Genomic DNA, 21985 nt, shown 5'->3' with positions numbered 1-21985 from the left:
AATCCCTACAATGCTTGCTATGTTTCTGGAGAAATAAATGCAAAATAATACCCTATGGTTCAATGGCCTATCCATGGAAGATGTCGACAAAGTCGGCGGTAAGAACGCCTCACTGGGCGAGATGGTTTCTAACCTGTCCAATGCTGGTGTTTCTGTACCTAATGGTTTTGCTACCACCTCTTATGCGTTTAACGACTTTCTTGATTACAAAGGTCTTGATGAGCGCATTCACCAACTACTTGATGAACTTGATGTTGAAGACGTTGACGCCCTGCGTAAGACAGGTGCAACGATTCGACAATGGGTTCTAGATGCACCCTTCCCAGAATCACTAGAGCAAGACATCCGTGATAACTACCGCGAGCTAATCGAAGACAACGAAGAATTGTCTGTAGCTGTGCGTTCATCTGCAACCGCAGAAGACCTTCCAGATGCTTCATTCGCAGGCCAGCAAGAGACCTTCCTTAACGTGAAAGGTATCGACGCGGTACTCGAAGCAACCAAGCACGTTTACGCGTCTCTGTTTAACGACCGAGCTATCTCTTACCGTGTACACCAAGGCTTTGACCACCGTGGCATTTCATTGTCTGCGGGTATTCAACGCATGGTTCGCTCAGACAAAGCCTCTTCAGGTGTGATGTTTACGCTTGATACTGAGTCAGGCTTCGACCAAGTCGTGTTCATCACTTCTTCTTGGGGTCTTGGCGAAATGGTTGTACAGGGCGCAGTGAACCCAGATGAGTTCTACGTGCACAAGCCAATGTTAGAAGCAGGCCACCAGCCTATCGTGAAGAAGACCTTTGGTTCTAAGTTGATCAAGATGATCTACTCGACCAATCAAGAGATCGGTAAGCAAGTCGACATCATTGATACTGACGAGCAAGAGCGTAACCAGTTCTCACTGAACGATGAAGAGATCAAAGAGTTAGCAAAACAAGCGATGATCATCGAGAAGCACTACCAACGTCCGATGGACATCGAGTGGGCGAAAGATGGTATCGACGGCAAGCTATACATTGTTCAAGCTCGCCCAGAAACCGTATGTTCTCAAAGCGATCAAAACGTTATCGAGCGTTACGAGCTAAACAATAAGGCGGATGTCTTGGTTGAAGGCCGCGCTATCGGTCAGCGTATCGGCTCTGGCCCTGTTCGCTTGGTTGATTCTCTAGACCAAATGTCACTGGTTCAAGAAGGCGACGTGCTGGTAACTGACATGACAGACCCGGACTGGGAACCTGTGATGAAGAAAGCGTCTGCGATTGTGACTAACCGTGGTGGCCGTACTTGTCACGCTGCGATCATTGCTCGTGAGCTAGGCATTCCAGCAATCGTTGGTTGTGGCAGCGCAACAAGCAGCCTAAACGATGGCGATACCGTGACAGTGTCATGTTCAGAAGGCGAAACAGGCTACGTTTACAACGGCGAACTCGACTTTGAAATCAAACGTTCTGAGGTTGATGAGCTACCAATGCTACCGACTAAAGTGATGATGAACGTGGGTAACCCAGATCGTGCTTTCGATTTCGCGCAGATTCCAAACGAAGGCGTCGGCCTTGCTCGTCTAGAGTTCATCATCAACAAGATGATCGGTATTCACCCGAAAGCACTGCTCAACTTTGACGCACAGTCTGATGAGCTTAAAGCTGAAATCACACAGCGTATTCGTGGTTACAAAGATCCTATCGATTTCTACGTAAGCAAATTAACAGAAGGCATCGCGACTATCGCTTCTGCATTCTGGCCTAAGCGTGTGATCGTACGTATGTCTGACTTTAAGTCGAACGAGTACAGCAACCTAGTCGGCGGTAAAACGTTTGAACCGCATGAAGAGAACCCAATGCTGGGCTTCCGTGGTGCATCTCGTTACATCTCACCAGTATTCGAAGACTGTTTCGAGCTAGAAACTCAAGCGATCAAACGCGTTCGCAACGAAATGGGCCTTAAGAACGTTGAAATCATGATCCCATTCGTTCGTACTCCAAGCGAAGCGGCATCGGTTATCGACATTCTGGCTAAATTCGACCTTCGCCGTGGCGACCAAGGTCTGAAAGTGATCATGATGTGTGAGCTACCATCGAACGCAATCTTGGCTGATGAGTTCTTGAAGTACTTCGATGGCTTCTCTATCGGCTCAAACGACATGACGCAACTGACACTTGGCCTCGACCGAGATTCAGGCGATGTGGCACACCTCTTCGATGAGCGTAACCCAGCCGTGAAAGCAATGCTGAAAATGGCGATCGATGCGGCAACCAAAGCGGGTAAATACGTGGGTATTTGTGGCCAAGGCCCATCTGACCATGACGACCTAGCAGAGTGGTTAATGGAGCAAGGCATCAGCTCTGTTTCACTAAACCCGGATACGGTTATCGATACGTGGTTGAAGCTAGGTAACGTTGCTAATAAATAAGTAAATAAGTAAATAAGTAACGCTTCACGCGGTACCTTAACGACAAAAGCCAGTCACGTTGACTGGCTTTTTTAGGTTCTTTCCAAATTAGCTGGCTAGAGCGCTAGAAGTAGTATCTCACACCAACCCAAGCTTCGGTTTGCCAACCATTCGGCATTGGCACACCTTTCACATCAACATCCGCTTTGGTAATGTCATAGCGCGTATTCAACCACCAAGTTCTTGCAGTGTTCATCGGCACATTTAACGATGTTTTAAATGAGAAGTTTTGCATGTCGATATCATCACCAGAAAGATCTTGCCACTCAGGAACCAAAGACACATAAGCGCCAGAGTCACCGAGATGCTTCGCGGTAATCAAACCAAGCGAGTATCCCGTTAAATCATCTTTAGATGAAGTGACGCCAGGGATCTCCATACTACCAGTCATCAGTCCTGCTCTTGGAAATACCAGGAATCCACCGGTATAAGCTGGATTAATCGCAACAACACCGCCAACCGACAATAAGTCATTTTTAATACTGTTGCGCGTATTAATATAATCTAATGAAAGACCCACTTTAGGCGTAGCTTTCGTCCCTGTTTCAAAGACGTGGAAGTACTGAATTCTAGAGTTGCTGTACTCTGTACCGAATTTGTCTGGATCGCGAAGCGCTGTGTTGCTTTCATCGACAAACGTCCCTTCGGCCAGTAGGGCAAACTGCTGACCGTTTTCTAAACCGCCAGAAACTTGCCCTTGAAATTGGATATCTGAACTACCATTCAGCATCAATGCAGCTTGAGTATAAACTTTAGTGACATCAGCAGGATCGATAACACGTTCGGAATCTGAATCGGCATGTGCAGGAAGGGCTAGACCTAAACTCAACGGGATTAATAGAGCAAACTTTTTCATTATATCTCTCGAAAGTCGTTTGCTTCCTCCTTGAAGCCTGGAACATCCTGTTAGGTAATAAATAGATTACTTGTCAGCAAGTAGTTTTGCTGCCGAACGCATTAGTGCAGGGCCTTTATTCTCACCAAAACCTGAGTGGTATGGGTTGGTTGAGAACATCACACCCACAAAGTCACGCGCCGGATCGATGTAAATAAATTGGCCTAGGTTGCCGCTTTTCGACATCGCACCATCGTTGAAAATGAAATCAAACTGGTATGCGTTGTAGTCTGCTTTTTCGTTGTATGCGTGCAGTGAACTGCTCTCTTTGCTAGTACCTACGAATGCTTTTGGATCACCGCCGTTGCGGATACGATCAATCACAGCTTGTGACACCACTGGCTCATCAGCCACCGCTTTCCAGCTAGGTGTAAATAGTGTTCCCCAGCGAGCCATATCTTCTACCGTTGATGAAACCAAACCAACCGCGATCGCCATGCCATCTGGCGTCAAGTTGAATTGCATTGGTTGACGTGCGTGCACTTTTGACCAAACACGATCTTCGAATACTTGAGTCCAAGTTTTGTTTTCAACGTTTTCAACTAACTTAGTCAGCACCATGGTGTTGATAGATGCATAACGGAAGTGGTCACCTGCTTGTTCACCTTCCAGTTTCTGTGCACCTTGAGCCACTTCCATCCAAGTTTCCATTTCACCCGTTTTTGCACGAGGTGAGTTGAACGATGCCGCGAAGAAGCGCACCACATCAGAGTCTGGGTTCAAGATAGACTCTAATGTCTCTTCATTGTCTAGCGCGGTCGACATGTTCAGAACTTGGTGTACTGTGATGCCATCCCAGTTCGTTCCTTTCAATTCAGAAACATACTCAGCGATCTCTTTTTCAGGGTCGACTTTGCCCTCTTCCACTAACATTGCGATCACTGTGCCAACCGTCGTTTTTGCTGTAGATGCCCAAACGTGCGTATCTGTCGGCTTCATACCTGGGTAAGCTTCGTAAACGATCTCCCCTTTGTGAATCAACATAAAGCCTTGGGTACGGAACTGTTCATCCGCCAAGTACTCATCCATTGTCAACTGACCTTTGCTTTCAGTATCAACTTTCAGTGCAGCGAGTCGTGGGTCGATATTTTTGACTAAAGGCTTGTACTCTTCGTTTGGAGCCGCCAGTGCCGTTGGTAGAAACTCACTCATGTGCATGTTGTAGTAAACGCTGTGGTCGCCGCCCATCTGCCAATGAAAGTTATTGAATAACTCACGAGCTGAGTCAGTAAAACTTGGGGTAAATGCTGTGCTCGCCTCTTTCACGGTCAAGGTAACTTGAGCACCTTCAACTTTCAGAGCTTCTTCAACTGGGTTTGCTGCAAGAGCAAATGATGATGGGGTCGCTAACGATACTAGAACGGCAATGTGTTTAAGTTTCATAATTGTTCTCCTGTTTGGGTTAGGAAAAGTATAGGGAGATGCGCTACACTTAATTAGGTCACTTGATGACATTTAATGGTAGGCACAAAACAATGAAAGCATCATCGAACACCACCAGCATACTGCTCACTTCGACCAGTAACATTGCTCCATATATTCAGTATTGTGACAAACATAGACTGGATTGGCGCACCGTCGCCGTTGCGTGCGGTCTACCCATTGAACTGACACAATCCAATCAATGGCTTCCTACACAAGACGTGATTCGCTTCATTCATGGCCTTGAGCGTAAGTTTGGCTATTCGATAGGGATTGAGGTTGGACGTAAGGCCTCTCTAGAGCAATTGTCACCTGAGCTAGACCGAAAAATTGAACAATGCACTTCTCTCGAGCAAGCGGTACGCTGCTTGATTACTGAAATATCGACCTTAAGTAATCACGTCACCATATGGACGGAAAAAAGCGATGGATTGTGGTGGCTGTGTCATCGAAGTTGCTATCACCCATCGACCTCAGGTTTTGAACAAGCAGAATGGTTTCGCGCCCTGACCGTGATTAGCCTATGCCGTAAGTTCATTGACAGTCGCTGGCAACCATCACACGCCAAGTTGGTCTCTAAGCACAACAGCGCACGTAAATTACCTAAGCATTTCTTTGATTCTGATATTCAGTTTGAAGAGCAATACGGTGCGTTCTCGATTCCGCTGCCCGATGATTATCGTGCCATTTCAGAACGAAATAGTACCCAAGATTGGCATCACGCTGTCGAGATATTAATAGACACCTATGCGACTCTACCTTGGTTCAATATTGAGTGGTTTGCGACCATGCTCGGCATGACAAAACGAACGCTGCAGAGAAACCTGAAGAGCAAAAACATTCTCTTTAAACAAGCCAAAGAACAAGTTCGGGAAGCTAAAGCAAAACAGCTACTTGAAGAGACCAACCTTTCTGTTCAAGACATCAGTTGGCAAGTGGGTTACAGCGACTTGAGTAATTTCAATCGTGCATTCAAAGGTTGGGTTGGAGTCACGCCACCAAGTTATCGGGATAAAGCGAAACATTAGAAATAGTCGAATGGAAAACCTTTAGACCCAATCCGCTAATATAAAACTCAGAAACAAGATACGACACCTTAAATTTCAATAAGCGAACGCATAAAGTTGCATTGCACAATGCTCACATACCGATGAAACTGTGCAAAGGTAATATCGATAGATTTAATGACATTTATTGGTATCGAGCTAACGTTACGTTATCCTTTACGCAATTCTTCATTGAGTGGATTGTCACTACGACAAACCTACCTTCAAGACTGATAAGAGTGTTATGAATTCTACGACCGCAACTCCCTCGCCTTCTCTTGGCCGACAACTCTATACAATGACATGGCCAATGCTGTTTGGGGTGCTCTCCCTGATGAGCTTCCAACTTGTAGACAGTGCTTTTATTGGCCAGTTAGGCGTACTGCCGCTCGCGGTTCAAGGCTTCACGCTACCAATTCAAATGATCATTATCGGGATTCAAGTCGGACTAGGCATCGCGACAACGGCTGTGATCGCGAGAGCTATTGGGGCTAACGAGATACGCTATGCCAAACAGCTCGGCGGATTAGTCGTTGCGATGGGCAGTGTGAGTGTCGCGCTGTTCTCGGTCATCATCTATCTGTTGCGTGGTCCTATTTTACAACTCCTCGATGCACCACCGACGGTACTGCCGATCATTGATTATTACTGGATCTATTGGCTGGTAAGCTCTTGGACAGGCGCACTGCTCTACTTTTTCTACAGTGTGTGTCGTGCCAATGGTAATACCATGCTGCCCGGTTCGATGATGATCGCGACCAGCATCATCAACTTGATATTGGACCCGATTTTCATATTCACGCTCGACATGGGCATCAACGGAGCCGCGATTGCGACCATCTTGGCGTTCGGTGCGGGTATCTTTATCGTTGCTCCTAAGGTAACTAAGAAGCATTGGATGACATTCGACTGGCACGATCTTGATATCGGCAAGAGTATTCGTTCTATAGGAAACATCATGGGGCCTGCGATGATCAGTCAGCTACTGCCACCAGTCTCTTCGATGCTCGCCACCAAACTGCTTGCAGGCTACGGCACAGCAGCCGTTGCAGCTTGGGCGCTAGGTTCACGTTTTGAGTTCTTTTCGATTGTTGCAGTGCTTGCTCTGACTATGTCGATGCCACCTATGATTGGCCGAATGTTGGGAGAAAAGAACCTAGGGAACATACGTAGTCTTGTGAAGATTGCCGTGATGTTTGTATTAGGATTCCAATTGGTGATCGCACTGGTAACTTGGGTGTTCTCTGGCGGGTTGGCAAATCTCATGACCAGCGAAGACGAAGTCTCGACCATTTTGAACTACCACTTACTTATCGTTCCTATCAGTTTAGGGCCGTTGGGTATCTGTATGCTGATGGTTTCTATCTCGAATGCGCTTGGTAAGTCTTATACTGCCTTAACGATATCAGCACTGCGCCTGTTCGCCTTCTTCTTGCCTTGCTTGTGGATTGGTTCGCAGCTTGCTGGTATTGAAGGCCTGTTCTGGGGTGCCATGGTGGGTAATGTGCTTGCCGGTACATGTGCTTGGTTTATGTACCAACGCGCACTTGGGCAAGTCGAGGCTAAGCTTTCTAATTAATCAGTTAGCGAACTAAACGGCTTGCCAGCTAAACCGCTATAAAGTTATTAAACGAAAAAGCAGCCACTTAGGCTGCTTTTTTAGTTTCAGACTTAAAATATATTGGGGTTAGACTTGCTCAAAGTAAGCCAAAAACTCACCGCAATCTTTTTGGAATGGTGGCAATATTTCTGCTAGTGTTTCATCATCCCAATGCCACCATTCAAAGCTTTCTAATCGCTCGGCATAGCTAGGAGCATCAAACCGAGGACGCAGTTGCCAAACGCAATCGAGTATGGCGGTACGCCTTAAGCAGCGGTTGCCAACGAAAACAATCAAGCAGTTCAGGCCCTGCATCAACATAAATGAGTTAATCATTCCATTGTATCAAAGTACTTCACCAGCCTAAAACTGCAGTACTTCAGTTTCATTCGGGACCATTTTAAAAGGAAGTTATACCAATTAAAGTAAAAATGTGATCTAATTAAGATTGATGAATTATTGTGAAATTTAGCCATGGATAGCCTTAATAACACTGACTTCAAAAAGCTTGCGAGCCAGCAAAAAACCATTCAGATGAAGATGCGTTTACTTGCGCTAGCACACTTTAAAGACGGCCTCTCTCGTACACAAATTGCAAAATCTCTCAAAGTCAGTCGAACCAGTGTCAATAAATGGGTTCGGATTTTTTTTGAAGAAGGCCTAGAAGGACTTCAAGAAAAACCTCGGACTGGTAGGCCTGCATACCTCACCGATGAGCAGCGGGCTCAACTCAGTGCCTTCATAAAAAAAGAAGCTGAATCACCTTCTGGTGGCCGCCTTGTTGGAAGCGATATACATGACTACATCGTTAAACACTTTGACAAGCACTACCACCCTAATTCCATCTATTATCTCCTCGACCACATGGGTTTTTCTTGGATAACTTCTCGTTCCAAACACCCTAAACAATCACAGCAAATACAGGACGATTTTAAAAAAATTCCAAATCGAAACGATCCTTAAGATCCCCGGCCATATTGGGCTAGAGAGTGTTGATGTCTGGTTTCAAGACGAAGCTAGGTTTGGTCAGCAGAACACAACAACACGTCTTTGGGCTACTCGTGGAACGAGACCTCGCGTAGTAAAACAGCAGCAATTTGAATACGCTTATTTGTTTGGCTCAGTGTGCCCATCGAGAGGGATTGGTGAGGCAATGGTCGTCCCTTGGGTTAACAAAGACATCATGATAAACCATCTAGAGCAGATATCTAAAGTCACAGAAAAAGACCGTCATTCAGTGGTAATAATGGATGGCGCAGGATGGCATACCGATGATATTGCTAACCCATTTGATAATGTCAGTATTATCAAATTGCCGCCATACTCACCAGAGCTTAACCCTATAGAGCAAGTGTGGAGTTGGTTAAGGCAACACTATCTAGCAAACCAAAACTTCATTGATTATAACGATATTGTTTCGAAGGTCTGTAGCGCTTGGAATGGATTTCTTGAGTGCAAAGATCGCGTCACAAAAATGTGTACAAGAGATTGGATTGACCTGATCAGTTAGTTTTCCGGATTGGTATTAGAAGAGAGAATTTAAACTCTTTGGGATAACCGCTGCTACGCAGTGAAAGTGGGGTGGCGATACGTGTGTAGTATACGCTATTTGGAAGTCTCAATAAGTACATCTGTGCTACCTTTCTGTGCGAGATGATTTTCGAGGCTTTAGATACGGAAAAACCGCTGTAAAAACAGCGGTTTAATCTTTAAGAGTGGTGGAGGGATAGGGATTTGAACCCTAGAACCGCTATTAACGGTTGCCGGTTTTCAAGACCGGTGCTTTCGACCACTCAGCCATCCCTCCAACAAATTGTCATCAACAGATTAGTACACTGTTGAGGTTGTTATTTGCTAATGCAAGTAACGATACCTTTTGTCTTCACCTTTCAAAAAAGTGAAAATAAATTTAAAGCCTGGCGATGTCCTACTCTCACATGGGGAAGCCCCACACTACCATCGGCGCTATTGTGTTTCACTTCTGAGTTCGGCATGTAATCAGGTGGGTCCACAATGCTATGGTCGCCAAGCAAATTTTGCTTTTACTTTCAGCTTTTTTAAAAACTGAAGGCAAAATAATCTGGAAAACTGTATTTAAAAGTCTCTTTCAAACTCATTCAAGCGTTTGTACTTTGTTTCTGCTTTTAAAAAGCGGAGACAAATAGTTTTGAGTCCACAAAACCCCTTGGGTGTTGTATGGTTAAGCCTCACGGGCAATTAGTACAGGTTAGCTCAATGCCTCGCAGCACTTACACACCCTGCCTATCAACGTCGTAGTCTACGACAACCCTTTAGGACACTTATAGTGCCAGGGAAAACTCATCTCAAGGCTCGCTTCCCGCTTAGATGCTTTCAGCGGTTATCGATTCCGAACTTAGCTACCGGGCAATGCCATTGGCATGACAACCCGAACACCAGAGGTTCGTCCACTCCGGTCCTCTCGTACTAGGAGCAGCCCCTTTCAATTTTCCAACGCCCACGGCAGATAGGGACCGAACTGTCTCACGACGTTCTAAACCCAGCTCGCGTACCACTTTAAATGGCGAACAGCCATACCCTTGGGACCGACTTCAGCCCCAGGATGTGATGAGCCGACATCGAGGTGCCAAACACCGCCGTCGATATGAACTCTTGGGCGGTATCAGCCTGTTATCCCCGGAGTACCTTTTATCCGTTGAGCGATGGCCCTTCCATTCAGAACCACCGGATCACTATGACCTGCTTTCGCACCTGCTCGAATTGTCATTCTCGCAGTCAAGCGGGCTTATGCCATTGCACTAACCACACGATGTCCAACCGTGTTTAGCCCACCTTCGTGCTCCTCCGTTACTCTTTGGGAGGAGACCGCCCCAGTCAAACTACCCACCAGGCACTGTCCGTAATCCCGATTCAGGGACCAACGTTAGAACATCAAAACTACAAGGGTGGTATTTCAAGGACGACTCCACCACATCTAGCGACGCGGTTTCATAGTCTCCCACCTATCCTACACATGTAGGTTCAATGTTCAGTGCCAAGCTGTAGTAAAGGTTCACGGGGTCTTTCCGTCTAGCCGCGGGTACACTGCATCTTCACAGCGATTTCAATTTCACTGAGTCTCGGGTGGAGACAGCGTGGCCATCATTACGCCATTCGTGCAGGTCGGAACTTACCCGACAAGGAATTTCGCTACCTTAGGACCGTTATAGTTACGGCCGCCGTTTACCGGGGCTTCGATCAAGAGCTTCGACCGAAGTCTAACCCCATCAATTAACCTTCCGGCACCGGGCAGGCGTCACACCGTATACGTCATCTTACGATTTTGCACAGTGCTGTGTTTTTAATAAACAGTTGCAGCCACCTGGTATCTGCGACTCTCGTCTGCTCCATCCGCAAGGGACTTCACTGATAAGAGCGTACCTTCTCCCGAAGTTACGGTACCATTTTGCCTAGTTCCTTCACCCGAGTTCTCTCAAGCGCCTTGGTATTCTCTACCCGACCACCTGTGTCGGTTTGGGGTACGATTCCTTACAATCTGAAGCTTAGAGGCTTTTCCTGGAAGCATGGCATCAATGACTTCACTACCGTAGTAGCTCGACATCGTATCTCAGCGTTAAGAAAGTCCGGATTTACCTAAACTTTCCGCCTACATACTTGAACCTGGACAACCGTCGCCAGGCCCACCTAGCCTTCTCCGTCCCCCCATCGCAATTGTAAGAAGTACGGGAATATTAACCCGTTTCCCATCGACTACGCCTTTCGGCCTCGCCTTAGGAGTCGACTTACCCTGCCCCGATTAACGTTGGACAGGAACCCTTGGTCTTCCGGCGAGGGAGTTTTTCACTCCCTTTATCGTTACTCATGTCAGCATTCGCACTTCTGATACCTCCAGCAGCCCTTACAGGCCACCTTCAACGGCTTACAGAACGCTCCCCTACCCCACATACCCTAAGGTACGTAGCCGCAGCTTCGGTGTATAGCTTAGCCCCGTTACATCTTCCGCGCAGGCCGACTCGACCAGTGAGCTATTACGCTTTCTTTAAATGATGGCTGCTTCTAAGCCAACATCCTGGCTGTCTGAGCCTTCCCACATCGTTTCCCACTTAGCTATACTTTGGGACCTTAGCTGGCGGTCTGGGTTGTTTCCCTCTCCACGACGGACGTTAGCACCCGCCGTGTGTCTCCCGGATAGTACTTACTGGTATTCGGAGTTTGCAAAGGGTTGGTAAGTCGGGATGACCCCCTAGCCTTAACAGTGCTCTACCCCCAGTAGTATTCGTCCGAGGCGCTACCTAAATAGCTTTCGGGGAGAACCAGCTATCTCCAGGTTTGATTGGCCTTTCACCCCTAGCCACAAGTCATCCGCTAATTTTTCAACATTAGTCGGTTCGGTCCTCCAGTTGATGTTACTCAACCTTCAACCTGCCCATGGCTAAATCACCTGGTTTCGGGTCTAATCCTAGCAACTGTACGCCCAGTTAAGACTCGGTTTCCCTACGGCTCCCCTAAACGGTTAACCTTGCTACTAAAATTAAGTCGCTGACCCATTATACAAAAGGTACGCAGTCACACCACGAAGGTGCTCCTACTGCTTGTACGTACACGGTTTCAGGTTCTATTTCACTCCCCTCACAGGGGTTCTTTTCGCCTTTCCCTCACGGTACTGGTTCACTATCGGTCAGTCAGTAGTATTTAGCCTTGGAGGATGGTCCCCCCATATTCAGACAGGATATCACGTGTCCCGCCCTACTCGTTTTCACTGATTATGATGTGTCGGTTACGGGGCTATCACCCTTTACTGCGAGACTTTCCAGACTCTTCACCTGCATCATTAAAAGCTTAAGGGCTAATCCAATTTCGCTCGCCGCTACTTTCGGAATCTCGGTTGATTTCTCTTCCTCGGGGTACTTAGATGTTTCAGTTCCCCCGGTTTGCCTCCTGTTGCTATGTATTCACAACAGGATACTTACTTATGTAAGTGGGTTTCCCCATTCAGGAATCCCAGACTCAAAAGGTTATTACTACCTAATCTGGGCTTATCGCAAGTTATTACGCCTTTCATCGCCTCTGACTGCCAAGGCATCCACCGTGTACGCTTAGTCACTTAACCATACAACCCGAAAGGGTTTCTATTTGCTTTCACTTTAAAAAGTGAAGACAAATAAGCGTATGGCAACTAACCAAGGTTTTTGGTTGTCATCAAGAAGGGTTAATTCTCAATGACTGTTTGCCGGACTCAATTTCGATTCAAACTAAGTTTGAATCACTCTTTATTTCCACTTTTAAAAAGTGAAGACAAAAAGCCAAGACACTTGAATGTGTTTGTTGTGTTTATACCGTTCTTATTAAATAAGAGCAGATAAACATTGAGAACTTTTAAATTTGATTGAATTACTCGTAAGTAAATCAATCAGTCAGCTTTCCAAATTGTTAAAGAGCAAGAGTTTTTAAAGCATTAAACTTTCAAAACCATTTTTAAATACACTCAGTTTTCTATTACTAAGAAAAGTGTGCTTAAAGATGGTGGGCGATACCGGGCTCGAACCAGTGACCCCCTGCTTGTAAGGCAGGTGCTCTCCCAACTGAGCTAATCGCCCATGATAGTTTTGATTCCTTCATGGAGAAAGAATGGTGGAGCTATGCGGGATCGAACCGCAGACCTCCTGCGTGCAAGGCAGGCGCTCTCCCAGCTGAGCTATAGCCCCATATTTTTATTTCCTTGGGAGGAAATGGTGGGCGATACCGGGCTCGAACCAGTGACCCCCTGCTTGTAAGGCAGGTGCTCTCCCAACTGAGCTAATCGCCCCAAATTTTATTTCCTTGGGAGGAAATGGTGGGTCGTGCAGGATTCGAACCTGCGACCAATTGATTAAAAGTCAACTGCTCTACCAACTGAGCTAACGACCCAATGGTATCCCGTAGGGGAGTCGAACCCCTGTTACCGCCGTGAAAGGGCGGTGTCCTAGGCCTCTAGACGAACGGGACACTGCAATTCGTCTCTACTTTAAAAAGTAGAAACAAACTTCGAAGAACTTGGGAGTTCTTCATCTCTTTGCTTTTCTAAACCTAATCAATCTGTGTGGACACTCATCGTGTATATCTTCGTATAAGGAGGTGATCCAGCCCCAGGTTCCCCTAGGGCTACCTTGTTACGACTTCACCCCAGTCATGAACCACAAAGTGGTGAGCGTCCTCCCCGAAAGGTTAAACTACCCACTTCTTTTGCAGCCCACTCCCATGGTGTGACGGGCGGTGTGTACAAGGCCCGGGAACGTATTCACCGTGACATTCTGATTCACGATTACTAGCGATTCCGACTTCATGGAGTCGAGTTGCAGACTCCAATCCGGACTACGACGCACTTTTTGGGATTCGCTCACTATCGCTAGCTTGCTGCCCTCTGTATGCGCCATTGTAGCACGTGTGTAGCCCTACTCGTAAGGGCCATGATGACTTGACGTCGTCCCCACCTTCCTCCGGTTTATCACCGGCAGTCTCCCTGGAGTTCCCGACATTACTCGCTGGCAAACAAGGATAAGGGTTGCGCTCGTTGCGGGACTTAACCCAACATTTCACAACACGAGCTGACGACAGCCATGCAGCACCTGTCTCAGAGCTCCCGAAGGCACACCTGCGTCTCCGCTGGCTTCTCTGGATGTCAAGAGTAGGTAAGGTTCTTCGCGTTGCATCGAATTAAACCACATGCTCCACCGCTTGTGCGGGCCCCCGTCAATTCATTTGAGTTTTAATCTTGCGACCGTACTCCCCAGGCGGTCTACTTAACGCGTTAGCTCCGAAAGCCACGGCTCAAGGCCACAACCTCCAAGTAGACATCGTTTACGGCGTGGACTACCAGGGTATCTAATCCTGTTTGCTCCCCACGCTTTCGCATCTGAGTGTCAGTATCTGTCCAGGGGGCCGCCTTCGCCACTGGTATTCCTTCAGATCTCTACGCATTTCACCGCTACACCTGAAATTCTACCCCCCTCTACAGTACTCTAGTTCACCAGTTTCAAATGCAGTTCCGAGGTTGAGCCCCGGGCTTTCACATCTGACTTAATGAACCACCTGCATGCGCTTTACGCCCAGTAATTCCGATTAACGCTCGCACCCTCCGTATTACCGCGGCTGCTGGCACGGAGTTAGCCGGTGCTTCTTCTGTTGCTAACGTCAAGAGATAGCGCTATTAACGCTACCCCCTTCCTCACAACTGAAAGTACTTTACAACCCGAAGGCCTTCTTCATACACGCGGCATGGCTGCATCAGGCTTTCGCCCATTGTGCAATATTCCCCACTGCTGCCTCCCGTAGGAGTCTGGACCGTGTCTCAGTTCCAGTGTGGCTGATCATCCTCTCAGACCAGCTAGGGATCGTCGCCTTGGTGAGCCATTACCTCACCAACTAGCTAATCCCACCTAGGCATATCTTGACGCGAGAGGCCCGAAGGTCCCCCTCTTTGGCCCGTAGGCATTATGCGGTATTAGCCATCGTTTCCAATGGTTATCCCCCACATCAAGGCAATTTCCTAGGCATTACTCACCCGTCCGCCGCTCGACGCCGTTATCGTTCCCCGAAGGTTCAGACAACTCGTTTCCGCTCGACTTGCATGTGTTAGGCCTGCCGCCAGCGTTCAATCTGAGCCATGATCAAACTCTTCAATTTAAAGTTTTGATTACCTAAATTAATAGGTGTGACTCAACGAATACTGACTTCAAAACTAATATTTACCGAAGTAAACATGTAATTCTAAAGCTATTACCCCTCTCTTCTTAAATAAATAGGAACAGAATGGTAATGAATTGACTGTGCCGAATAACTACAAGTAGTTAAACGTATTGGTCACTCAGTTCATTGAAATCAATTTTGTTACCGAAGTAACTGCCATTCCTGAGAATGACGTTTTGATATTCATCAACGAGTGCCCACACAGATTGATAGGTTTAAATTGTTAAAGAGCTTTGCTTATCGAAACTTTCTTTTTACAAAGAAACCCTTGAAAGCGGACGTGAATTCTAGCGATTTAATCTTAAGTGTCAAACACTTTTTAAAATTAATTTGTTTCGAACTTTCCGTCTTACTGATTACCGCTGAAGCCTTGTGGCGTCTGCCGTGTCAGTGAGGCGGCATTATAGAGATCATCGTAAACATGGCAACCCCTTTTTTGATAAAAATTCAAAAAAGTTGCTTAAGTGTCTACTTTTACGTCAAAAGCGTCTTTCACAGGTCAAAGCTCATACAATAATGGGTGTATTACTTAAAACTTTGCGATTAGATCTTTCGAAAAAGCCTCTATATCTAGCTCAATGCTCCATTTCTCACTCACTTCTAGGATGTTATCTAGCGATTGCTGAACTGTTTTTATCGTCAATGTGTTGTTGTCTAGGTCGTATACCTGTTTTTGCGTGGTGTAATAGAAATAAAGGATGGTCAGCGCGTCTCGGTCGCCTTGCTCAGCTTTGGGTTGAATACGCTTGAGCTTACGATAGATTTGATTATGGATTTGTTTAAGGTTCCATACATAAAGCGCTTCTTTGAAGTAATCATGCCCTTTCACACGGCTCGCGATAAATGCATTCAATGCGACTGATAAGATCACACCTAATACGTTCAAGTGGAAATTACCTGTCGATTCGCCTGCGATTGATTGCCCTGAACCGAATAGCTCGATCAGTATGGTTCCGAATACAATGGCGAACACTGCGAGTGACCCAACCAACGAAACCAACAGCAGGTTCATCTTCTTTCTATATTCTTCTTTATTGATCTTCTGTAACTTCATCGACTACTTCCTTATGTAAGTCACCTAATAATTGGCGCATACTATCTACGTAAACATTGGGTCGCTTCAACCCTTACCATTTGTAATGTGGTCATTCTCTATTTAATACGCAGAGTTCTTCTGGTTGGCGCTATACGCAACTCTATTTGACTTCATTAATAGAAAAGAGTTACATACCGCCACAATTTTGGTTATTCATCAATTCATGTTGATAAAGCCCGTTTCGCTTTATCACATACTGACAAGGTACATTCCATGCGTTCATTTGTATTACGCGCTCGCGCAGCCCCTACAGAGAGCAGACTTATCTTAGAAGGTGTTGGGCAAGACGCTCATACTGAGATTCTGGCTCATACTCTGATGAACACGATCTTCGTTGCTCAATCTCACCGTGAGAATGTCACCGTGCATCTTGTGCTAGAAAGTACTAAAGACTTTTCACGTACCATTACATTCGATTCAAATGAAATCACCAACATTGGCGGCTTTCATGAATCTGCACTGTTATCTGCGGTAGTAAGAGCGGTTGACGCTTCTCAAGGCATGACAAAAGAACAAACACGTCAGGTTGAACCGGGAATCGTCGTTCGCACTATGAGCTTTGAAAAACTAGTCAAAGAACTGGCTGAAGACCACCAGCTGTACATGATGGATAAAAAAGGCGACTTTATCCGTGATGCAGAGATTGCGGAAAACCCATGTTTCCTTCTGACTGACCACATCCCAATGCCGAAGAAAAGCTACAACAGCTTAAAGCGCTTAGGAACAGAAAAGATCAGCTTAGGCCCGAACATGCTGTTTGCTTCTCAGTGTGTTGTGTTGATCAACAATGAGCTTGATATTCGCGGTTTCTAATCTCCGAACTAATAGTCTCAACGCAAAAAGAGCTCAACTATGTGAGCTCTTTTTTATTATCTATCTCTTTGTATCAATGGTGTTATCTCGAAATCAGACCTGATTAACCAAAGATGAAGCTGTATAGGAAGCCTGCACCCATCGCCATGCTTAGGATAACGAATAGGAATGCTGCAATCATTTGGTTCTTGAAGATTGATTTAAGCAGGATAACTTCCGTCAAACTTGCACCTGCACTACCAATGATCAATGCCATTACTGAACCCAACGCCATACCTTTCTGTACTAGAGCTGCACTTAATGGGATTACCGCTTCAGCACGAATGTACAGTGGGATACCAATCACGGCTGCTACTGGAATCGCATACCACATACCTTCACCAGCGTACTGTGCAATAAGGTCTGTAGGAATGAAGCCGTAGATGAATGAACCAATCGCGATACCCATCATTAGGTAAGGGAAAACTTGTTTAAAATCTTTCCAAGTTGAGAACCAAATTCTCATCCAACGGCTAGGTTCTTTCTTCTCTACGATTTCAGCTGTTGCGCTTCCATCCGCTGAACAGCATGAAACCGTTACTTGTGGCTCTTCTTTTTTAGAATCGCAGCAAGATGTCTCTTTTGCCATTACTGGTGCAGGTTCGCCACATGCACTTGTACCACATGAAGATTCTGCTTTAACCGGTGCTGCTTTCTTAGGAGCAGAGTCACCACAGCTAGTGCCACAGCTTGAAGCTGAACCTGTTGATTCATACGCTTCAGGTTTTACGTAACGCTCAAAGCCAAGCTTCTCAAGTGCGTAACCAGCCACTACAGACACCGTCATTGCTACAAGGAAGTAGAACACAGCAACTTGCCAACCGAAAGTAATCACAAACAAACCAATGATCACTGGGTTCAATAGTGGGCTACCAAATAGGAACACCATCATTGGACCGAAACCCGCTCTTGCACGCAGCAATCCTTTTAAGAAAGGAATGGTCGAACATGAACAGAAAGGTGTAATTGCACCCAGTAGTGCTGCTACTACATAACCCTTACCATTACGTGAGCTCAGGATAGATTGAATCTTTTCTGGTGTAAGGAACTCTTGAAGAATCCCAACAATGTAGCTGATCGCTAAGAAAAAGATAATTAGCTCTACTGCTAAGAAAGCGAACATATCAAGTGCGTCTTTCAGCATTGTTAACATTTCATTGCTCATAATTAACTCCAAACTGGATTGAAGGTCGGGCTCTATGAGAAAAGTAACCAATCCTTAATTTCGAACATTCTCGAATTATAGAAATAAACAGCTCCAGGACAAGCATTATTTCGATAAAAATCGAAATGATTTTCGAAAACACAGTTTTTCAATAACTTACACAGACACCGTTTTTAAATTTGAATTCGACATACATTTCGACTAACATCGAAATTAAATCTTGAGGAGTTAATATGAACTTAGAAGTCGTTGCGAAAGCACTTAAAGAGTTGGGGCACCCTATTCGCCTAACCATTTATAAGAGTGTCGTTAAAACTGGCTACCAAGGCATTGCAGTTGGCGGCCTACAAGAAGAGCTAGGCATTCCCGGTTCTACCTTGTCTCACCACATATCAAGCTTGGCGTCTGCGGGCCTAATCAGCCAAAGACGAGAAGGAAGAACTCTATTCTGCGTGGCGGAGTATGAGTGCCTAGAAGGTGTGATTGATTTCTTACAAGACGAATGTTGCGTAAATGAACAGTGCAACTAATGCACCTTTGAAGATCGAACAAGTCTGGGCCGAGTATCAGCAAGCATTAAAGTCATTCCTGCATTCAAAGGTCAACAACTCTGCGGATGTAGACGACTTGCTCCAAGATATCTTGATTAAGACCTATCAGAACTTAGATAAGGTACAAGATGCTAGCAGTGTTAAGGCTTGGCTGTTCCAGTTAGCCAACAACACCATTATCGACTTCTACCGTAAGCATGCACGCCAACAACGTGATAGCCAAATTGATGCTGAAGATCTGTGGTTTACCGATTTAGACCACGACTCTGAATTTAAGCAGAAACTTTCATTGTGTATTGAACCTTTTATTCAGGCATTGCCAGAACAAAGTTCATCGCTACTGCTTGCGGTCGACATCAAAGGCCAAAGCCAAAAAGAGATCGCAGAAGCGCAGAACGTCAGCTATTCAACGGTTAAATCCCGCGTGCAAAAAAGCCGTGCTGATCTTAAGAACCTGTTTGAAGAGTGTTGTAACTTGTCCCTTGATCAACAAGGCAATGTGATTGATTGCGAGCTTAAGCCGAACGCCAGCTGCGGCAAGTGTTAATCGTTACATCGAATCCGTTATTTCAATAGAACAAAGCCAGCAATTAATGCTGGCTTTGTTGTTTTCATAATCTGCAAATCACTCTTTACTTAAGCAAATCTAGAGCTTGAGCGAACCGAACTATGCTGCTTCCGCTTTTACCACAGGTTGATAGCGCCCCGGTTTATGATTCATTGCTAGAATCAAGTTGGTGACTATCGCACCAAGCACAGACAGAAGAACCAATGACACATCAACAATGAACAGAGAAAGCACAACAATCGTGCAGTCTAATGCCATCTGAACCTTACCTGCTCGAATTCCAAAACGTTCTTGTAAGAACAACGCCAGAATGTTGAAGCCACCTAAGCTCATCTTGTGACGGAAAATCACCAGCATGCCGGTACCAATCAAGCCACCACCAAGTAAAGCTGCATACAATGCATGAATTTCGGCAATTTGAATCACGTGATACAAGTGATCCACGGCGAACGAAACAATCGAAACCGCGATAAACGTATTGATTGTGAAGCGCCAGCCCATACGAGCAACCGACAAAATATAGAAAGGTAAGTTAAGTGCGAAGAATACTTGGCCAAAGCTCAAATCTGTTACTTTGGTAATGAAGATCGCTAGACCAGCCGTGCCCCCGGTGAGCAAACCGACTTGGTTGAAAAAGATAACGCCGAGTGAAACCAATGCGCTACCTAAGATCAGTGCCAGTAAGTTTTCGCGAAGATTATGATCTTTATCCATGTGAATGACTCTCCCTGAATCTTTTAACATCGCGTTTCAGTAGTCTTGAAACGATTTATGCCCAAATTTACGATGTTTGACAGATAAGTCGAGTGAACGAGCAATGTTGCTTAGTGATTAGTTTGTATATTAGTTTTTACAGCTTTGTGAAACTTTAAATTAAACAGCTAGTTATAAGCCCTAATTTGGACTTTCATTCTTAATTAGATACTTGTTTCTATTAACTAACGAGCTTCAAGTTTTCTTATTTATTGAGCGCGTTTTATACCAATTCCAATCAAGCGACAATCTATGCATAAAACGCATAGACTACATCACAAATGGTCATTTGATACATACCCGACTCATCACTATGATGCGCGACTTCTTACAACATTGAGCGCATGTCAACACCGTATGTTTTCACAATCTCTTTTTGCCCAACTTGCCAGAATGACGTTATTCCTCGTCATTAGTTTGGTTATTGTGCATCACAGTCAGCCATTGATTGATCTCTTGGCTCAGCATGCCGTAAGCAGTGGTTGCCACCAGCAGTCAGGGCATGATCATTCTGGGCACGAACATCACCATGAGATCACTGACCAACACATGTCAGCGCAAGATCACTCACATCACCACCATTAATTTAAGAGTATTAGAATGAGCATTTTCCGTTTTCCTTTACTGGTATGGCTAGGGATAGGCACACTTATTATCAGTCTAGGGATCAGACAATCATTCGGCATTTTCATGATGCCAATTTCAGAGCATTTCGGCACGGGTCGAGAGTTTTTCAGCTTCTCTATTGCTCTACAAAACTTATTGTTCGGTGTGTTCCAACCTTTTGTTGGTATGGCCGCTGACAAATGGGGAGCAAGACGCATCATTATTGCTGGCGCATGTGCTTACGGTTTGGGTTTACTTCTTACCTCAATTTCTACCGAATCGAGCATGCTTTACGTTTCGTTAGGCGCACTGGTTGGTCTTGGCTTGAGTGCGACAAGTTACGTGATCGTGCTTGGCGCAGTAGCGAAAGTTGTACCAGCAGAGCACGCGGCTAAGGCGTTTGGCTTAACCACGGCTGCAGGTTCATTTGGTATGTTCGCGGTAATTCCGGGCGCACAATACATGCTGAATGAATTTGACTGGCAGAGTGCGATGCAAGTGTTTGGCGTACTGTGTTGTTTGATGATCTCTTTTGCGCTGTTCATGCGAGCGCCTAAAGCAGCCTCAAACAAACAAGCGCAAGCTGAAGAGAACCAAACACTCAAAGAAGCGTTGTCTGAAGCGTTTGCTCACAAAGGTTACTGGTTGATTCACGCGGGCTTCTTCGTGTGCGGTTTCCACGTAATGTTTATCGCAACGCACTTACCGAGCTATTTAGCAGATAAAGACCTACCCGCGAGCAGCGCTGCGATGGCACTGGCTTACGTTGGCATCTTCAACATCTTTGGGTCTTACTTCTGGGGTGTAATGGGCGACAAGTTCAGCAAACGCCACGTTATGTCTGCACTGTACTTAGTGCGTACTGTGGTTATCGGTGCGTTTGTGACTCTGCCTGTGACTGAATCAACCGCGGCTATCTTCGGTGCGGCCATTGGATTCTGTTGGTTGGGTACAGTTCCGCTAACGTCTGGCTTAGTTCGTCAGATCTTCGGTGCCCGTTACCTATCAACGTTGTACGGCTTGGTATTCTTTACTCACCAAGTGGGTAGCTTCTTAGGCGCTTGGGTGGGTGGTCGTATTTACGATTACTACGGTTCTTACGAGCCAATCTGGTGGTCAACGGTGGTGCTGGCATTTGCAGCAGCACTTATCCATTTACCAATCAATGACAAGCCCATTGAGCGACTGAAATTGGCAATGGCTTAACGTTTTATGCTGACTCCCCCACTAGCGTAAACAAGTCGTTCCAATAAAGCGAGTGAGTATTGAAAGGAAGCA

15 protein-coding genes, 6 tRNA genes and 3 rRNA genes are annotated in these 21985 nt (G+C 45.8%); 9 read left to right on the top strand and 15 right to left on the bottom strand.

Annotated features, from left to right (window positions below):
- The first annotated feature begins 37 nt into the window (after positions 1–37).
- Complete coding sequence (gene ppsA, locus LMH68_RS18245; protein WP_229648256.1) at positions 38–2410, top strand: phosphoenolpyruvate synthase; 2373 nt, start codon at positions 38–40, stop codon at positions 2408–2410.
- Between the two features lie 103 nt (positions 2411–2513).
- On the opposite strand, the gene LMH68_RS18240 is transcribed toward ppsA, so the two are convergent.
- The gene (locus tag LMH68_RS18240) at positions 2514–3305 is read right to left on the bottom strand and encodes a hypothetical protein (RefSeq protein ID WP_017060557.1); all 792 of its coding nucleotides are present in this window, start codon (positions 3303–3305) and stop codon (positions 2514–2516) included.
- 66 nt (positions 3306–3371) lie between these two features.
- Positions 3372–4727, bottom strand: a complete 1356-nt coding sequence (locus tag LMH68_RS18235) for a serine hydrolase domain-containing protein (protein WP_229648257.1) — start codon at positions 4725–4727, stop codon at positions 3372–3374.
- Between the two features lie 92 nt (positions 4728–4819).
- Between LMH68_RS18235 and LMH68_RS18230 the strand changes: the two genes are divergently transcribed.
- Together LMH68_RS18230 and LMH68_RS18225 are read left to right on the top strand one after the other, a co-directional pair.
- Positions 4820–5794, top strand: coding sequence for a helix-turn-helix domain-containing protein (locus tag LMH68_RS18230; RefSeq protein WP_017064911.1), 975 nt, complete (start codon positions 4820–4822; stop codon positions 5792–5794).
- Positions 5795–6056: 262 nt separating this feature from the next.
- Positions 6057–7391, top strand: coding sequence for an MATE family efflux transporter (locus LMH68_RS18225; RefSeq protein ID WP_102321071.1), 1335 nt, complete (start codon positions 6057–6059; stop codon positions 7389–7391).
- A 108-nt stretch (positions 7392–7499) separates the two neighbouring features.
- On the opposite strand, the gene LMH68_RS18220 is transcribed toward LMH68_RS18225, so the two are convergent.
- Positions 7500–7733, bottom strand: coding sequence for a phosphonate metabolism protein (locus tag LMH68_RS18220; RefSeq protein WP_010428389.1), 234 nt, complete (start codon positions 7731–7733; stop codon positions 7500–7502).
- 153 nt (positions 7734–7886) lie between these two features.
- On the opposite strand from LMH68_RS18220, the gene LMH68_RS18215 reads away from it, so the two are divergent.
- Positions 7887–8922, top strand: a protein-coding gene (locus tag LMH68_RS18215; RefSeq protein ID WP_102394396.1) for an IS630 family transposase whose coding sequence is annotated in 2 segments (ribosomal slippage) — positions 7887–8345 and positions 8347–8922 — 1035 coding nt in all. Because the reading frame shifts where the segments join, the coding sequence is not laid out codon by codon here.
- Between the two features lie 206 nt (positions 8923–9128).
- Here the strand turns inward: LMH68_RS18215 and LMH68_RS18210 are convergent.
- The 10 genes from LMH68_RS18210 to LMH68_RS18165 form a co-directional block, all read right to left on the bottom strand.
- Positions 9129–9219: transfer RNA gene (locus tag LMH68_RS18210), tRNA-Ser, on the bottom strand.
- Between the two features lie 107 nt (positions 9220–9326).
- Positions 9327–9442, bottom strand: a 5S ribosomal RNA gene (rrf, locus tag LMH68_RS18205).
- 166 nt (positions 9443–9608) lie between these two features.
- A 23S ribosomal RNA gene (locus tag LMH68_RS18200) occupies positions 9609–12501 on the bottom strand.
- A 411-nt stretch (positions 12502–12912) separates the two neighbouring features.
- Positions 12913–12988, bottom strand: a tRNA-Val gene (locus LMH68_RS18195).
- 32 nt (positions 12989–13020) lie between these two features.
- Positions 13021–13096: transfer RNA gene (locus tag LMH68_RS18190), tRNA-Ala, on the bottom strand.
- Between the two features lie 25 nt (positions 13097–13121).
- Positions 13122–13197, bottom strand: a tRNA-Val gene (locus LMH68_RS18185).
- 25 nt (positions 13198–13222) lie between these two features.
- A tRNA-Lys gene (locus LMH68_RS18180) sits at positions 13223–13298 on the bottom strand.
- Positions 13299–13300: 2 nt separating this feature from the next.
- A tRNA-Glu gene (locus LMH68_RS18175) sits at positions 13301–13376 on the bottom strand.
- Positions 13377–13498: 122 nt separating this feature from the next.
- Positions 13499–15053: ribosomal RNA gene (locus tag LMH68_RS18170) — 16S ribosomal RNA — on the bottom strand.
- The 16S, 23S and 5S rRNA genes sit together here with 6 tRNA genes alongside, the layout of an rRNA operon.
- A gap of 592 nt (positions 15054–15645) precedes the next feature.
- The gene (locus tag LMH68_RS18165) at positions 15646–16170 is read right to left on the bottom strand and encodes a DUF3087 family protein (protein ID WP_065584102.1); all 525 of its coding nucleotides are present in this window, start codon (positions 16168–16170) and stop codon (positions 15646–15648) included.
- A gap of 255 nt (positions 16171–16425) precedes the next feature.
- Between LMH68_RS18165 and trmY the strand changes: the two genes are divergently transcribed.
- Positions 16426–17025, top strand: coding sequence for a tRNA (pseudouridine(54)-N(1))-methyltransferase TrmY (gene trmY, locus LMH68_RS18160; protein WP_229648221.1), 600 nt, complete (start codon positions 16426–16428; stop codon positions 17023–17025).
- A gap of 103 nt (positions 17026–17128) precedes the next feature.
- Here trmY and LMH68_RS18155 read toward each other — a convergent pair whose 3' ends face one another.
- On the bottom strand, positions 17129–18229 hold the full coding sequence (locus LMH68_RS18155) for a permease (RefSeq protein WP_017061701.1): 1101 nt from the start codon (positions 18227–18229) through the stop codon (positions 17129–17131).
- Between the two features lie 233 nt (positions 18230–18462).
- On the opposite strand from LMH68_RS18155, the gene LMH68_RS18150 reads away from it, so the two are divergent.
- Both LMH68_RS18150 and sigZ read left to right on the top strand, forming a co-directional pair.
- The gene (locus tag LMH68_RS18150) at positions 18463–18759 is read left to right on the top strand and encodes an ArsR/SmtB family transcription factor (protein WP_229648220.1); all 297 of its coding nucleotides are present in this window, start codon (positions 18463–18465) and stop codon (positions 18757–18759) included.
- A complete protein-coding gene (gene sigZ / locus LMH68_RS18145) occupies positions 18743–19327 on the top strand; it encodes an RNA polymerase sigma factor SigZ (RefSeq protein WP_229648219.1) in 585 nt (194 codons plus the stop codon). The genes LMH68_RS18150 and sigZ overlap by 17 nt, the downstream gene beginning before the upstream one ends.
- 120 nt (positions 19328–19447) lie before the next feature.
- Here sigZ and LMH68_RS18140 read toward each other — a convergent pair whose 3' ends face one another.
- On the bottom strand, positions 19448–20062 hold the full coding sequence (locus tag LMH68_RS18140) for a YitT family protein (RefSeq protein ID WP_017065874.1): 615 nt from the start codon (positions 20060–20062) through the stop codon (positions 19448–19450).
- Between the two features lie 396 nt (positions 20063–20458).
- Here LMH68_RS18140 and LMH68_RS18135 point away from each other — a divergent pair, with 396 nt between their 5' ends.
- Both LMH68_RS18135 and LMH68_RS18130 read left to right on the top strand, forming a co-directional pair.
- Positions 20459–20686, top strand: a complete 228-nt coding sequence (locus LMH68_RS18135; RefSeq protein WP_083190214.1) for a hypothetical protein — start codon at positions 20459–20461, stop codon at positions 20684–20686.
- Positions 20687–20701: 15 nt separating this feature from the next.
- Complete coding sequence (locus tag LMH68_RS18130; protein WP_017061697.1) at positions 20702–21913, top strand: MFS transporter; 1212 nt, start codon at positions 20702–20704, stop codon at positions 21911–21913.
- Positions 21914–21985 lie beyond the last annotated feature (72 nt).

The sequence above is a fragment of the Vibrio sp. F13 genome (genome assembly GCF_020806305.2).
GTDB lineage: Bacteria > Pseudomonadota > Gammaproteobacteria > Enterobacterales > Vibrionaceae > Vibrio > Vibrio crassostreae_C.
Note: the sequence above shows the minus strand (reverse complement) of the source record. Positions and strands in the feature narration are given on the sequence as shown.

Bases quoted from the DNA above. Each gene is read 5' to 3' on its own strand.
- ppsA (WP_229648256.1), top strand. From the start codon at position 38: ATGCAAAATAATACCCTATGGTTCAATGGCCTATCCATGGAAGATGTC.
- LMH68_RS18240 (WP_017060557.1), bottom strand. From the start codon at position 3,305: ATGAAAAAGTTTGCTCTATTAATCCCGTTGAGTTTAGGTCTAGCCCTT.
- LMH68_RS18235 (WP_229648257.1), bottom strand. From the start codon at position 4,727: ATGAAACTTAAACACATTGCCGTTCTAGTATCGTTAGCGACCCCATCA.
- LMH68_RS18230 (WP_017064911.1), top strand. From the start codon at position 4,820: ATGAAAGCATCATCGAACACCACCAGCATACTGCTCACTTCGACCAGT.
- LMH68_RS18225 (WP_102321071.1), top strand. From the start codon at position 6,057: ATGAATTCTACGACCGCAACTCCCTCGCCTTCTCTTGGCCGACAACTC.
- LMH68_RS18220 (WP_010428389.1), bottom strand. From the start codon at position 7,733: ATGTTGATGCAGGGCCTGAACTGCTTGATTGTTTTCGTTGGCAACCGC.
- LMH68_RS18165 (WP_065584102.1), bottom strand. From the start codon at position 16,170: ATGAAGTTACAGAAGATCAATAAAGAAGAATATAGAAAGAAGATGAAC.
- trmY (WP_229648221.1), top strand. From the start codon at position 16,426: ATGCGTTCATTTGTATTACGCGCTCGCGCAGCCCCTACAGAGAGCAGA.
- LMH68_RS18155 (WP_017061701.1), bottom strand. From the start codon at position 18,229: ATGAGCAATGAAATGTTAACAATGCTGAAAGACGCACTTGATATGTTC.
- LMH68_RS18150 (WP_229648220.1), top strand. From the start codon at position 18,463: ATGAACTTAGAAGTCGTTGCGAAAGCACTTAAAGAGTTGGGGCACCCT.
- sigZ (WP_229648219.1), top strand. From the start codon at position 18,743: ATGAACAGTGCAACTAATGCACCTTTGAAGATCGAACAAGTCTGGGCC.
- LMH68_RS18140 (WP_017065874.1), bottom strand. From the start codon at position 20,062: ATGGATAAAGATCATAATCTTCGCGAAAACTTACTGGCACTGATCTTA.
- LMH68_RS18135 (WP_083190214.1), top strand. From the start codon at position 20,459: ATGTTTTCACAATCTCTTTTTGCCCAACTTGCCAGAATGACGTTATTC.
- LMH68_RS18130 (WP_017061697.1), top strand. From the start codon at position 20,702: ATGAGCATTTTCCGTTTTCCTTTACTGGTATGGCTAGGGATAGGCACA.